Source organism: Phytopseudomonas flavescens (assembly GCF_900100535.1).
GTDB lineage: Bacteria > Pseudomonadota > Gammaproteobacteria > Pseudomonadales > Pseudomonadaceae > Aquipseudomonas > Aquipseudomonas flavescens.
The window spans coordinates 102,172-115,095 of sequence record NZ_FNDG01000017.1 but is presented as its reverse complement, the minus strand read 5'-3'; the positions used below and the strand labels follow the sequence as shown (position 1 = coordinate 115,095).

The following is a 12,924-nucleotide window of genomic DNA, read 5'->3' as shown; positions in this document are numbered from 1 at the left end:
GATCAGAGGACTTAGATGGCTTTCAGCGTGCCCTTGGGCAGGGTCGCCGCAATGGCTGCTTTCTGGATCTTCAGTTCGACGGTATCGGACACTTCGATTACCACGAAATCGTCGCTGACCTTGGAGACCTTGCCGGCGATGCCACCCGAGGTCACCACTTCGTCACCTTTCTGCAGGTTGCCGAGCAGGTTCTTGTGCTCTTTGGCACGCTTGGCCTGAGGGCGCCAGATCATCAGGTAGAAGATGACCAGGAAGCCGACCAGGAAGATCCACTCGAAACCGGCACCAGCCGGGCCGGCAGCTGCGCCGGCGGCATCAGCGTAGGCAGCGGGGATAAAAAAACTCATTTGATACTCCTGTTGAAAGATCTTTTAGCCATCGAATCAGCAATCCAGCGGCGGCGTTGGCAGACCGCGCCGGGCATAGAAGGCATCGACAAAGGCGGCCAATGTACCCTGTTGAATTGCCTCGCGCAAACCAGCCATAAGACGCTGGTAATGACGCAAGTTGTGGATTGTATTCAACATGCTGCCGAGCATTTCGCCGCACTTATCCAAATGGTGCAGATAGGCGCGCGAGAAGTGTTTGCAGGTGTAACAGTCGCAGGTCGGATCCAGCGGCGAGTCATCGTGACGATGAAACGCATTGCGGATTTTCAGCACGCCGGTGTCGATGAACAGGTGGCCGTTGCGCGCATTGCGAGTTGGCATTACGCAGTCGAACATGTCCACACCACGGCGCACGCCTTCGACCAGATCTTCCGGCTTGCCGACACCCATCAGGTAACGCGGCTTGTCGCTGGGCATCTGCACTGGCAGATAATCCAGCACCTTGATCATCTCTTCCTTCGGTTCGCCGACCGACAATCCGCCGATGGCCAGGCCGTCGAAATCCAGCTCACTCAAGCCTTCCAGCGAACGCATGCGCAGCGACTCGTGCATGCCACCCTGAACGATGCCGAACAGCGCCGCGGTGCTGTCGCCATGGGCGACCTTGGAGCGCTTGGCCCAGCGCAGCGACAGCTCCATGGAGGTCTTGGCCACATCGAACTCGGCGGGATACGGCGTGCACTCGTCGAAAATCATCACGATGTCCGAACCCAGATCGCGCTGTACCTGCATCGACTCTTCGGGGCCCATGAACACCTTGGCGCCATCGACCGGCGAGGCGAAGGTCACGCCCTCCTCCTTGATCTTGCGCATCGCCCCCAGGCTGAACACCTGGAAACCGCCGGAATCGGTGAGGATCGGCCCCTGCCACTGCATGAAGTCATGTAGATCGCCATGGCGCTTGATGACTTCGGTGCCAGGGCGCAACCACAGGTGAAAGGTATTGCCGAGGATGATCTGCGCACCGATGGCTTCGATGTCGCGCGGCAACATGCCCTTGACCGTGCCGTAGGTGCCGACTGGCATGAAGGCCGGGGTCTCGACCACACCACGGGGGAAAGTCAGGCGCCCACGGCGGGCCTTGCCGTCGGTGGCCAGCAGCTCGAAGGACATGCGGCAACTGCGCGTCATAGGTGTTCCTCGGGCCCGCGCGGTGCGGGATTACGGGTGATGAACATGGCGTCGCCATAACTGAAGAAGCGATACCCATCGGCCACCGCCTGAGCGTAGGCCGCCATGGTTTCCGCATAACCGGCGAACGCCGACACCAACATCAGCAGGGTCGATTCGGGCAAATGGAAATTGGTCACCAGGGCATCGACCACATGCAACGGCCGACCGGGATAGATGAAAATGTCGGTGTCGCCACTGAAGGGCCGCAACTCACCATCACGCGCCGCGCTTTCCAGTGCACGGACGCTGGTGGTACCCACCGCGACCACTCGCCCACCACGCGCTCGGCAAGCAGCCACGGCATCGACCACCGTCGCCTCCACCTGCAGCCACTCGCTGTGCATCACGTGATCCTCGATACGCTCGACGCGCACCGGCTGGAAGGTACCCGCCCCGACATGCAGGGTGACGAACGCCGATTCGACTCCCTTCTCGGCAATGGCGGCCAGCAGCTCGCGGTCGAAATGCAGGCCCGCCGTGGGAGCGGCCACCGCCCCGGCGTGCCGGGCATAGACGGTCTGATAACGCTCGCGATCAGAGGCTTCGTCGGCTCGGTCTATATAAGGAGGCAGCGGCATGTGCCCGACGCGCTCCAGCAGCGGCAGCACCGCCTCGTCGAAACGCAGCTCGAACAGCGCATCGTGGCGCGCCAGCATCTGCGCCTGGGCGCCACCCTCGATGAGAATCGTCGTGCCTGGCTTGGGCGACTTGCTGGCACGTACATGGGCCAGCACCCGATGCTCGTCGAGCACGCGCTCGATCAGCACTTCCAGCTTGCCACCCGACGCCTTCTGACCGAACAGCCGCGCCGGAATCACACGGGTGTTGTTGAACACCATCAGGTCACCTGGACGCAGGTACTCGAGCAGGTCGGCGAAATGCCGATGAGCGAGCGCGCCACTGGCGCCATCGAGGATCAGCAGACGGCTGGCACGACGTTCGGCGAGAGGGTGGCGGGCAATCTGCTCATCGGGCAGATCAAAATGAAAGTCCGTAACGCGCATGGTGGAAAAAGGTGTCGTCTTGCAGGGCGGAGCAGCTTACCGGAATTCCCACACGGTGACCACGCAAGTGCATTGACCAACGGCTACTTGCTCCCTATACTGCGCCGCCATTGTGCCCCGGTGGCGGAACCGGTAGACGCGGCGGATTCAAAATCCGTTTTCGAAAGAAGTGGGAGTTCGAGTCTCCCCCGGGGCACCATATTTCTGAAGAAAGGCCTTGATAAATCAAGGCCTTTTTTATGTCTGGCGTAAAACGGGCGTAACGGCTCGATCCATGAAACCGTGGCCCCGCCAGCGCAACCGCGAGAAGGCGACTACGAAGAGCCCCCCGCCTTGTCGAGGGAACGCGCCGCATGAATCTTCCTTTCAAGCACACACACCTGCCCGGCCACTCCGCGCCATTTGGCTCATAAGCGCAAGCAATCGTCATCTTGGCAGCCTCCTCCCGATTCCTACCGGCGAACCAGCGTCGTAGCTGGCACGTGCGCCCCATTCGGCTCCATTCCAAAAGATGGCGAGAAGTATTATCGAAAACTAAAATATTGCGCACTAACGATATAGCCAGCCTTGTGGGCCCATTACAAAATTCTAATTGCTGCAAAGAAAGCGTTCATACAGACTTCTCTACAAATCGCACCTGGCTCCATCACCGATTCATTTGAAGTGGTTCGAGGTGTGCCCGGCAGTTGCAAGCGTCGACATCCGTTGCGCTTGGCTAGCAGCTAACCTCAGGCGAACAAAACAAACACAGCCCGGCTCAACCTCGAAACCGGCTTCAGGGATTACCGCCAGCTGTACTCCCGCCCCAACACCCACGATCCCCTTCCAGGTAATCCAGATGCTCAGTCACTCACCAGGTTTTATGGGCAACATCAGCGTACGCGCCAAGTTGCTATACGGTTTCTCTCTTCTTGTGGTCATGATGTTCCTGATCGCCTATACCGGCTGGAGTGCCATCGACTCCCTGCGCGATCGTAGTGAGCGCATGGAGGACATTTCGAGCATCAGCCTGCTGACTCGTGATATGCGTATCGAACGCCTCGTGTACTCCCTCACTGCCAGCCAGGCCCAGGCTGCGAAATGGCTTGACGCCATCGACACCCTCGACAACAAGCTAAAGTCCATCACCCCTCACTTCGACAGCCCCACCAACAAGGAGCTGCTGCAGGAGGTTGCCACTACGCTTGTCGGTTACCGCCAGTTTTATACGCAAGCCGTAACGGCCACTAGCGAACGCGAGGCAGCACGCAACGCCGCCACCTCATTAGCGGAGATGACAGGGAAGCTATTGGAAGAACTGTCTGAAAATGCCAACGGAGACAGCGGCAGCTTCGTCGCACGGCAGCAGATGACGCAGGCACTTTTGGCTTTTCAAAGAATGCGCGTGAGCTTCCGCAGCTACACCGCATCGCCCAGCCAAGAATCACTGGATGCTGTTCGCAGAACCATGGACGACATGGTGAATCAGGTCAATGGCCTCACATCGACCTCATTGCCGCAGGATAAGGTCGAAAACCTCAATAGCGCACTGAGCGACTATAAAAAACACTTGCAAACCGTCGCCAGCATGCAAGCCCGGGCGGATGAGGCCCAGACCGGAATAACGCGGTCGATCGCAAGCCTGTTTGCGGTCACCGACAAGATGACCAGCATCCAGCAAGCGTCGCGTGTCACCGACATCGCCAGTGCGTTTCAGATGCTGATGCTCTGGATGACATTGGCGCTGGTCACCAGCGCACTGGCTGGCTGGCTTATCTCGCGCTCCATCGTCGCTCCGCTCAAGGAGACGGTGAGGATCGCGGAAGAGGTCGCCAATGGCGACTTCACTTACCAGGCAGTGGTGTCGAGGCGTGATGAGCTGGGGATGCTACAAGATAGCATGCAGCGCATGACCGCTGGTTTGCGTGCCCTGATCGGCGATGTAAAAGATGGCATTGTCCAGGTTGCCAGCGCAGCCGAAGAGCTTTCCGCAGTTACCGAACAGACCAGTGCAGGGGTCAATGCACAAACGGTCGAAACCGATCAGATTGCCACGGCCATGCACGAGATGACCGCCACGAGCCAGGAAGTCTCGCGCAACGCAGCACAGGCGTCTCGCACCGCCCTCGAAGCCAGCCAGAAAGCCTTGCAAGGTGATGAAGTGGTGACCAAGGCAGTCTCACAGATAGAACTTCTTGCTGCTGAAATGGAAACCACCAAGATGGCAATGACCAGCCTGCGCACTGACGCGGAAAGCATCGGTGGCGTACTTGATGTCATCAAGGCCGTCGCCGAGCAGACCAACCTGCTCGCCCTCAATGCCGCCATTGAAGCGGCCCGAGCCGGAGAAGCCGGTCGAGGATTCGCCGTGGTCGCCGACGAGGTTCGTGGCCTGGCACAGCGCACTCGAACCTCCACGGACGAAATCGCCCATTTGATTAGCGGCCTGCACAGCAGCACAGACCGCATGGCAGGCGTTCTGGAACAGAACATCTTGGTGACTGACAGCAGTGTGTCGTTGTCCCGGGAGGCCGGCGCCGCGTTGCGAAGCATCACCGACTCGATCAGGACCATCGAGTCGATGAATGAGCAGATTGCATGCGCGGTAGAACAGCAAACCAGTGCTGGCGAAGAAATCAGTAGGAGCGTGACCAGCGTGCGTGACATTTCCGTGCAAACAGCAGCAGCCAGCGAGGAGACTGCCTCATCGAGTGTGGAACTGGCGCGCATTAGTGCCCGCCTGCAAGAGATGACCAACCGATTCAAAGTCTAAGCAGCGGCGTTACCCATATTGGCCTGAGGTTGGAGTGCTTACGGCACCAGTGGTGTAGAAAGCTCCCATAAAGGGTGGTTACCTGCATCACTGGCCGTTGGCAAACCTCAATTGCCTGCGCGCTTAATAACGCAGCACTGGCATCCAGAAATGCCATCGAGCGCCGGTTGATCATCACGGCTTCGATACCCCATCGCGGGGGGTGTTGATAAGGATCGTGTCCCTAGAAGTGGTGTAACTCAACATGGCCTTGGCCACTGAGTTCGCCGCTTAGTTGGTCACGGCCGACAGCTTGGCCTGCGGATTATCGCTGACCGCCTCCAAGACCTCCAACTGCGTGTAGCGCCGCCTCAGGCAGCACTCGTCGCCCTGCTCCAGCAGCATTACCCCGATCAGCCGGGTGATCACCAGGTCGTTAGGAAAGATCCCCACAATGTAGGTGCGCAGCACCACGAAAGTTGCCTATATGACGCCACGCCTGCTGTCTCCCCACCGGAGAAAAGGCGTAAACAGTATCACGCAACAGCCGTTTTCTGCCCCAAGCCGTACAGATGGCAATACCGTAACAATGAGGTAATCCACAGCTTGCACGTAACTGCCTTAATGTGCACAATGCTGCCCGCTTTGGGGAGAGTCTCCCCTTGGGCACCCTATATCCTTCAACTGTTACCTGCTTGTAACAGTTCGCACCAAAGCTGTGCTGCGCGATGCCTCTTCGCGCAATCAATTAGCCATTATAAAAACCAACTTGGAACTCGCCTCAAAGCCTCACGAATCCTGCGTGGGATTATGCGTGCCCGAGGGGTTGGCATTTGCTCCAGAGTTAGCGTAGAGTTCAGTCACTGTGTTTGCATGGGTCGCCGAGAATCGTGACCTGATGCAGTAGATCGTTCAAGATCCGCTACATCCCGTTCGACTTCCAACACTCCTTGCAACCAGTCTTCAGTCCTCTACACATGGAGGCTGTCATCAACTCTAGTTCCAAGGAAAAGAGACATGTCGAATCGTCAGAACGGTACCGTCAAGTGGTTTAACGACGAGAAAGGTTTTGGTTTTATCACTCCAGAAAGCGGTCCGGATCTGTTCGTACACTTCCGCGCTATCGAAGGTAACGGCTTCAAGAGCCTGAAAGAAGGCCAGAAAGTTAGCTTCGTCGCTGTACAAGGTCAAAAAGGCATGCAGGCTGACCAGGTTCAAGTCCAGGAATAAGCCGCTGCTTTAAAAACCCCTGATGCATATCAGGGGTTTTTTTATGCCTGTCATTTAGCATCGCCGATCATTCTTGCAGCCAGCGCGAGCTCTTCATGTCGAAACACGCATTGCGCCCACAGGGCGATTTTCCAGCAGCCGGCCTGGGCCGTCGCCTGGCCGCGATCCTGTATGACGGTTTTCTGTGCATCGCTTTGCTGATCGTCGCGACCTTCGTCTACAAGCTGATTCAAATGGCCATTTACGGCGAGGCGCAGCTACGTGAATGGTCGGAAGCGGGAGTCCTGGACGGCGACCCACTGCTCTCGACCTTGCTGATGTTCACCCTGTTCGGTTTCTTCGCCAAGTTCTGGACGCATAAAGGCCAGACACTGGGCATGCAGGTCTGGGGTATACGCGTACAGAATGCAGACGGTACCGCGATCAGTCTGTGGCAGGCATTGCTGCGCTTCATGATCGCGATTGTTTCGTGGCTGGCCCTGGGACTGGGCTACCTGTGGGTGCTCTTGGACAAACGCAAACGCACCTGGCATGACCACTACTCAGCCAGCGTTGTCGTGCGGCTTCCGAAGAATGCACACCGCAAATAACAGAAACACCGCCCAACGACAGCAGCGCGTGCCCAGCCCGAAGCCGCTGGCGCAGCCACCCGACCGATCAGCCGGCCCGGCGCAACAGCCAGAAACCCGCCAGTGCGCAGATGCCCGCGGGAATCAGCACCGCGAACAGTGGCGAAAAACCGAATACCAGGCTCGAGGGGCCGAGCAGATCCTGGGCGATACGGAATACGAAACCGACCAGCACACCGGTGAACACACGCTGCCCGAGGGTCACCGAACGTAGCGGGCCGAAGACGAACGAGATGGCCATCAGCACCAGTGCGGCAGTAACCAGCGGCTGCAGGACCTTGGTCCAGAAAGCCAGCCAATAGCTACCGTTGTTCAGCCCCTGCTCCTTGAGGTAGTGGATGTAGCGCCACAAGCCGCTGATCGACAGCGCCTCCGGCTCCAGCACCACGGTGCCGAGCAGTTGCGGATTGAGCTCGATGTCCCAGCGCTCGCTCGGTACCTTGACCACCTCGGTACTGCGTTCGTGGAACCGAGTGGTCGCGACATCCTCAAGCTGCCAGTAACTGCCTTCGTAGCTCGCACGACGAGCGAAGCTGGACGACTCCAGCCGACGCTGGCCGTCGAACAGGTAACGCGTCACGCCGAACAACACGCCATTGGGCTGAACCGCGTTGATGTGCACGAACTCCTGTCCCTGACGGTGCCACATGCCACGCTTGGCGGTTTGCGCTTCGCCTGCGCCTTGCGCCATGGCCCGGCCTGCCTGGGCCTGATTCTCGCTCCAGGGCGCAACGTACTCACCAATCAGGATGCCGACCAGCATCAGCGCCAGCATCGGCTTCATGACGCCCCAGACGATACGGCCGATGGACACACCGGCGGCCCGCATGATGGTCAGTTCGCTGTTGCTGGCCAGGGTGCCCAGGCCGATCAGACAACCCACCAACGCCGCCATGGGCAGCATGTCGTAGACGCGTCGCGGTGCTGTAAGGAAGACGTACCACAAGGCATCGCCCAGACCGTAATTGCCTTCTATGTCGCCCAGCTCATCGATGAAGGCGAACAGCAGCGCGAGGCCGACGATGATGCCGAGCACCGCCAGGATGGCGAACAGCACCTGAACGCCAATGTAACGATCCAGCTTAACCACGAGCGATCTCCCGTACCATACGGCGGCTTGCCAGCTTCAGACGCAGCGGCTCCCAGTAAAGCAGGACCAGACCGATCAGCAGGAACAACAGGTGCACCCCCCACAGGCCCACTGCTGGCGGTATACGCCCCTTGTCCAGGGCACTGCGCGCCGCCACCAGTAAACCGAGATAGGCCATGTACAGCAGAATCGCCGGCAGCAGTTTGAGAAAGCGCCCCTGGCGGGGATTGACGCGCGACAGCGGCACCGCCATCAGGGTGACGATGAACACCAGCAGCGGAATGGATAGACGCCATTGCAGCTCCGACTGCAGGCGTGGTTCGTCGCTGCCCAGCAGTTGCGAGGTGGGAATGGCTTCACGCTCGCTGATGTCCGCGGCTACCGAGGGCTTGGGCAGCAGCACGCCGTAAGTGTCGTACTGCACCACCCGGTAATCGGCCTGGCCGGGGTTGCCATCATAGCGGTAGCCGTTTTCCAGGATCAGGTAGCGACTGCCATCGGCCTGCACCTCCTGGCGACCGTTCTCGGCCACCAGTACGGTAATGCCGCGCTCCTTGTCACCGGCACGGGACAGGCGCTTGTCGGAAATGAAGATGCCGCCCAGCTCGGTGCGGTCTTCCGACAGTTCCTGCGTGTAAGTAACCCGGGAACCGTTGCGCATGGACTGGAAACGCCCGGGGACCAGGGTATCGAATTCGGTCAACGCGTCCTGCTCGTTGAAGATCTTCGCCACCTGGGCAACGCCCTGGGGAGCCAGTCCCATGCTCAACCAGGCGACCAGCAGGGCCACCACGGCCGCCGGTGCCAGGCTGTAGACGAACAGCCGCTGCTGGCTCATGCCGGTCGCCGACAGCACGGTCATCTCGCTGTCCAGGTACAGGCGCCCATAGGCCAGCAGAAAGCCCAGGAACAGCCCTAGTGGCAGGATCAGTTGCAGGAAGCCGGGCAGACGAAAGCCCATGATCAGAAACAGCACGCCCGGATCGAGTATTCCCTGGGCCGCCTGGGCCAGGTACTTGATGAAGCGGCCACTCATGATGATCACCAGCAGCACGGCGCTGACCGCACTCAAGGTAACCAGCACCTCTCGGGACAAATATCGGAAGACGATCAAACAGAGACTCCAGGGTTGTCAGGCTCAGGCGGCTATGCTCAAACTAACCGCACTGCATGCTGGTACGCGCATTTAGCGAACCAGCCGAAAAATTCTCGTTATTATCCTGCATTCGCGACTCGTTGTCTTGGGGACACCACGCATGGAATTTATTGTCAAAAGCGCTCGCCCGGAAACCTTGAAAACCGCCACGCTGGTCATTCCCGTTGCCGAGGGTGCCCTTCTGGGTGCAACAGGCAAAGCGCTGGACGCTGCCAGCGGCGGCGCGATCAGTGCCCTGCTCAAGCGCGGCGACCTGGCCGGCAAACCTGGCCAGACCCTGCTGGCCCACGGCCTGCCGAATCTCAAGGCCGAGCGCGTGCTGCTGGTCGGCACCGGCAAAGACGCCGAACTCTCTGACCGCCAACTGCGCAAATTGATCGCCGCCGTTTATGCGGTATTGAAGAACCTCGGCGGCAGCGATGCCCTGCTCGCCCTGCAGGATGTCCAAGTAAAGAACCGCGACGCTTACGGCAAGGCACGTTTGTTGGTAGAAAGCCTGGCCGACGCCGGTTACCGGTTCGACCGCTTCAAGAGTCAGAAGGCCACGCCCGGCGCGCTGAAGAAAATCACCCTGATCACCGACAAGGCCAGCGTCGCCGACGTCGAGCGCGCGACCACCGAAGCTCGCGCCATCGCCATCGGCATGGCGCTGACCAAGGATCTGGGTAACCTGCCGCCGAACATCTGCCACCCCAGCTACCTGGCCGAGCAGGCCAAGGAACTGGCCAAGGCACACAAGAACCTCAAGGTCGACATCCTCGACGAAAAGAAACTGCAGGCACTGGGTGCTGGCGCCTTCCTCGCCGTCGCCCAGGGCAGCGATCAGCCGCCCCGGATGATCGTGCTCAACTACCAGGGCGCGAAGAAAGACGACAAACCCTTCGTACTGGTCGGTAAAGGCATCACCTTCGATACCGGCGGCATCAGCATCAAACCAGCCGCCAGCATGGACGAGATGAAATACGACATGTGCGGCGCCGCCAGCGTGTTCGGCACCCTGCGCGCCGTGCTGGAACTGCAACTGCCGATCAACCTGGTGTGCCTGTTCGCCTGTGCCGAGAACATGCCCAGCGGCGGAGCCACCCGCCCTGGTGACATCGTCACCACCCTGAGCGGGCAGACCGTGGAAATCCTCAACACCGACGCCGAGGGCCGTCTGGTGCTGTGCGACACACTGACCTACGCGGAACGCTTCAAGCCGCAGGCAGTGATCGATATCGCCACCCTCACCGGTGCCTGCATCGTCGCCCTGGGCAGCAACGTATCCGGCCTGATGGGCAACGATGACGACCTGGTTGGCGAGATTCTCGCCGCTGGCCGCCACGCCGATGACCGTGCCTGGCAACTGCCTCTGTACGACGAATACCAGGAGCAGCTGGACAGCCCCTTCGCCGACATCGCCAATATCGGCGGGCCCAAGGCCGGCACCATCACCGCGGGCTGCTTCCTGTCGCGCTTCGCCAAGAGCTACCGCTGGGCCCATCTGGACATCGCCGGCACGGCCTGGATCAGCGGCGGCAAGGACAAGGGCGCCACGGGCCGCCCGGTACCCCTGCTGACCCAGTACCTGCTCGACCGCGTACCGCGGAGCTGAAACAGCGAGGGCTCCTGATCGCATCTCCCGCCGCTCAAGAGCCTTTCCCACCCTGTCCTCTGCCGCGCCCGTCGGCACTGCAACGCTCAGGGCCTGAATGGCCGCAGGCCGGTGAACAAATCGCGATGGCGCAAGGGCCGCCGCGACCTTCAGTCACGGCCTTGCTCATGGTCGATCCGGCCACTGCGTAATGCTCCGTCCGGCAGTATCTGCCAGAGCACTTCATGGTACTGCCGCAAGGATGGGCGGTGACCGATGCTGATCAGGGTGACGCCGGGCAGGCGCTCGCACAACAGGCGGTACAGACGGGCTTCATCCTCAGGATCGAGGGCGGAGCTCGCTTCGTCCAGCAGCAGCCAGTGGGGCCGCGCCAGCAGGGCGCGAGCCACCGCCAGGCGCTGCTGCTCACCGGGCGACAGGCGTTTTTCCCAGTGCGCGTCCTCATCGAGGCTGTCGGCCAGGTGGCCGAGCCGGCAGGCGTGCAGCGCCTCGCGGATGGCATCGTCCGTGACGGGGTCCACCGGGCTGGGATAGAGCAAAACCTGGCGCAACGTGCCCAACGGCAGATAGGGCCGTTGCGGCAACACATAGAGTGCCGGCGGCAGCTGTATTTCACCCTTTCCATAGCGCCAGATCCCGGCCAGGGTGCGCAACAGGGTGCTCTTGCCGCAGCCGGATGGGCCCTGGATGAGCAGGTGACGGCCCTGCTCGATCCGTTGCCGGTCGATGCGCAGGAGTGGCTGACCGTCTGGTAGTGCGGTCTGCAGCCATGGCAAGGACAGTCGTGGTTCGTCGACAGATGTTCTGCGAATGCCGGCCGGCGCCTGCGCCACCTCGGCCAGCGCCTGGTCGAAGCCGAGCAGGCGGTCGCTGGTGGCGCGCCACTTGACCAGGTCGTGGTACACGGCGATGAACCAGCTCAGGTTGCTCTGCAGGTTGCCAAAGGCCTGGTTCAATTGCATCAGTTGGCCGAACTGTAGGGCGCCGGAGAACAGGCGCGGGGCCGCCACCAGCAACGGGAAGACGAAGGAGAACTGTGCGTAGCCGGCGAGAAAGAACGCTAGGTTCTTTTCCGTGCGTACCAGGCCGTGGAAGTTGTCCCAGACCTTGCCGAAGCGCTGACGCAGGCCCTTCCCCTCGTCCGCCTCGCCACGCTGAAGGGCGATACTCTCGCCATTCTCACGCACCCGCAGCAGGCCGAAGCGCAGGTCGGCCTCGACCTTCTGCTGCTGGTTGTTCAGGCCGATCAGGCGGCGCCCCACGAGGTGGGTGAACAAGCTGCCGGCTCCGGCGTAGAACACGGCGGCCCAGAACATGTAGCCGGGGATGTAAAGGCCGAACAGCTCGATACCGCCGGATACCGTCCACAGGATGATGGAGAAGGACACCAGGCTGGTCAGGGTCTGCACCAGGCCGAGGACGATGCCGAGAGTCAGCCGGGTGAAGGCCTCGATGTCCTCGGTGAGGCGCTGGTCGGGGTTGTCCACCGGCCGCTCCAGTTGCATGCGGTAGTGCCGGCTGTCTTCCAGCCAGGCGTCCAGGTAGTGCTCCAGCAGCCAGCGCCGCCAGCGCACGATGAGCAGTTCCTTGAGGTACTTGTTGTAGGCCGAGATCAGGATGGTCAGCGTGGCGATGCCGGCGAACAGCGCCATCTGCCAGCCGAACGCCTCGGCATCGCGGGCCTCCAGGGCGTTGTACAGATCCTTGTGCCAGTGGTTGTAGAGCACCGCCATGCCGACGCTGCCGAAGGACAGCACGAGGATGGTCAGCAGCAGCGCCCAGGCGTGCAGCCGATCCTCCGAATGCCAGTAAGGGTGGACGAGCCTCCAGGCTCTGGCAAAGAAGCCGCGGGTATCCTGTCCGCGACCGATGGGGAATACCGATGTGGTCATACGGGCTCTTCGGCTATGCGGCTGGCGCCGTCATGG

10 protein-coding genes, 1 tRNA gene and 1 pseudogene are annotated in these 12,924 nt (G+C 60.7%); 5 read left to right on the top strand and 7 right to left on the bottom strand.

Going from position 1 to position 12,924, the window contains the following annotated elements; all coding sequences use genetic code 11:
- Positions 1 to 11 precede the first annotated feature (11 nt).
- The 3 genes from yajC to queA are packed head-to-tail and all read right to left on the bottom strand — an operon-like array spanning position 12 to position 2,566.
- Entirely contained in the window at positions 12 to 347 is a 336-nt protein-coding gene (gene yajC, locus BLR94_RS19910) for a preprotein translocase subunit YajC (RefSeq protein WP_084307687.1), read from the bottom strand.
- Positions 348 to 383: 36 nt separating this feature from the next.
- Positions 384 to 1,502, bottom strand: coding sequence for a tRNA guanosine(34) transglycosylase Tgt (gene tgt / locus BLR94_RS19905; RefSeq protein WP_175154247.1), 1,119 nt, complete (start codon positions 1,500 to 1,502; stop codon positions 384 to 386).
- Positions 1,503 to 1,516: 14 nt separating this feature from the next.
- Positions 1,517 to 2,566, bottom strand: coding sequence for a tRNA preQ1(34) S-adenosylmethionine ribosyltransferase-isomerase QueA (gene queA / locus BLR94_RS19900; protein WP_084307689.1), 1,050 nt, complete (start codon positions 2,564 to 2,566; stop codon positions 1,517 to 1,519).
- 114 nt (positions 2,567 to 2,680) lie between these two features.
- On the opposite strand from queA, the gene BLR94_RS19895 reads away from it, so the two are divergent.
- Together BLR94_RS19895 and BLR94_RS19890 are read left to right on the top strand one after the other, a co-directional pair.
- Positions 2,681 to 2,765: transfer RNA gene (locus BLR94_RS19895), tRNA-Leu, on the top strand.
- A 639-nt stretch (positions 2,766 to 3,404) separates the two neighbouring features.
- Positions 3,405 to 5,318, top strand: a complete 1,914-nt coding sequence (locus BLR94_RS19890; protein ID WP_084307690.1) for a HAMP domain-containing methyl-accepting chemotaxis protein — start codon at positions 3,405 to 3,407, stop codon at positions 5,316 to 5,318.
- Between the two features lie 270 nt (positions 5,319 to 5,588).
- Here the strand turns inward: BLR94_RS19890 and BLR94_RS19885 are convergent.
- Positions 5,589 to 5,762: pseudogene (locus BLR94_RS19885) on the bottom strand (IS256 family transposase); the annotation flags it as partial.
- Between the two features lie 552 nt (positions 5,763 to 6,314).
- On the opposite strand from BLR94_RS19885, the gene BLR94_RS19880 reads away from it, so the two are divergent.
- Together BLR94_RS19880 and BLR94_RS19875 are read left to right on the top strand one after the other, a co-directional pair.
- Positions 6,315 to 6,527 carry a cold-shock protein gene (locus BLR94_RS19880; RefSeq protein ID WP_010486675.1) on the top strand — a complete coding sequence of 71 codons (213 nt, stop codon included), beginning with the start codon at positions 6,315 to 6,317 and terminating at the stop codon, positions 6,525 to 6,527.
- 95 nt (positions 6,528 to 6,622) lie between these two features.
- Positions 6,623 to 7,117, top strand: a complete 495-nt coding sequence (locus BLR94_RS19875; RefSeq protein ID WP_084307692.1) for an RDD family protein — start codon at positions 6,623 to 6,625, stop codon at positions 7,115 to 7,117.
- Between the two features lie 67 nt (positions 7,118 to 7,184).
- Here BLR94_RS19875 and lptG read toward each other — a convergent pair whose 3' ends face one another.
- Together lptG and lptF are read right to left on the bottom strand one after the other, a co-directional pair.
- On the bottom strand, positions 7,185 to 8,246 hold the full coding sequence (gene lptG, locus BLR94_RS19870; RefSeq protein WP_084307693.1) for an LPS export ABC transporter permease LptG: 1,062 nt from the start codon (positions 8,244 to 8,246) through the stop codon (positions 7,185 to 7,187).
- Positions 8,239 to 9,360 carry an LPS export ABC transporter permease LptF gene (lptF, locus tag BLR94_RS19865; RefSeq protein ID WP_084307694.1) on the bottom strand — a complete coding sequence of 374 codons (1,122 nt, stop codon included), beginning with the start codon at positions 9,358 to 9,360 and terminating at the stop codon, positions 8,239 to 8,241. Before lptF ends, lptG begins: the two co-directional genes overlap by 8 nt.
- A 142-nt stretch (positions 9,361 to 9,502) precedes the next feature.
- On the opposite strand from lptF, the gene BLR94_RS19860 reads away from it, so the two are divergent.
- Positions 9,503 to 10,996: a leucyl aminopeptidase gene (locus BLR94_RS19860; RefSeq protein WP_084307695.1), complete on the top strand. Its 1,494-nt coding sequence runs from the start codon at positions 9,503 to 9,505 to the stop codon at positions 10,994 to 10,996.
- A 149-nt stretch (positions 10,997 to 11,145) separates the two neighbouring features.
- Here BLR94_RS19860 and BLR94_RS19855 read toward each other — a convergent pair whose 3' ends face one another.
- Positions 11,146 to 12,888: an ABC transporter ATP-binding protein/permease gene (locus BLR94_RS19855; protein ID WP_084307696.1), complete on the bottom strand. Its 1,743-nt coding sequence runs from the start codon at positions 12,886 to 12,888 to the stop codon at positions 11,146 to 11,148.
- Between the last annotated feature and the right edge of the window lie 36 nt (positions 12,889 to 12,924).

Excerpts from the sequence above, each read along its gene's own strand:
- BLR94_RS19855 (WP_084307696.1), bottom strand. The coding sequence starts at position 12,888 with ATGACCACATCGGTATTCCCCATCGGTCGCGGACAGGATACCCGCGGC.
- BLR94_RS19860 (WP_084307695.1), top strand. The coding sequence starts at position 9,503 with ATGGAATTTATTGTCAAAAGCGCTCGCCCGGAAACCTTGAAAACCGCC.
- tgt (WP_175154247.1), bottom strand. The coding sequence starts at position 1,502 with ATGTCCTTCGAGCTGCTGGCCACCGACGGCAAGGCCCGCCGTGGGCGC.
- queA (WP_084307689.1), bottom strand. The coding sequence starts at position 2,566 with ATGCGCGTTACGGACTTTCATTTTGATCTGCCCGATGAGCAGATTGCC.
- BLR94_RS19890 (WP_084307690.1), top strand. The coding sequence starts at position 3,405 with ATGCTCAGTCACTCACCAGGTTTTATGGGCAACATCAGCGTACGCGCC.
- yajC (WP_084307687.1), bottom strand. The coding sequence starts at position 347 with ATGAGTTTTTTTATCCCCGCTGCCTACGCTGATGCCGCCGGCGCAGCT.
- BLR94_RS19875 (WP_084307692.1), top strand. The coding sequence starts at position 6,623 with ATGTCGAAACACGCATTGCGCCCACAGGGCGATTTTCCAGCAGCCGGC.
- BLR94_RS19880 (WP_010486675.1), top strand. The coding sequence starts at position 6,315 with ATGTCGAATCGTCAGAACGGTACCGTCAAGTGGTTTAACGACGAGAAA.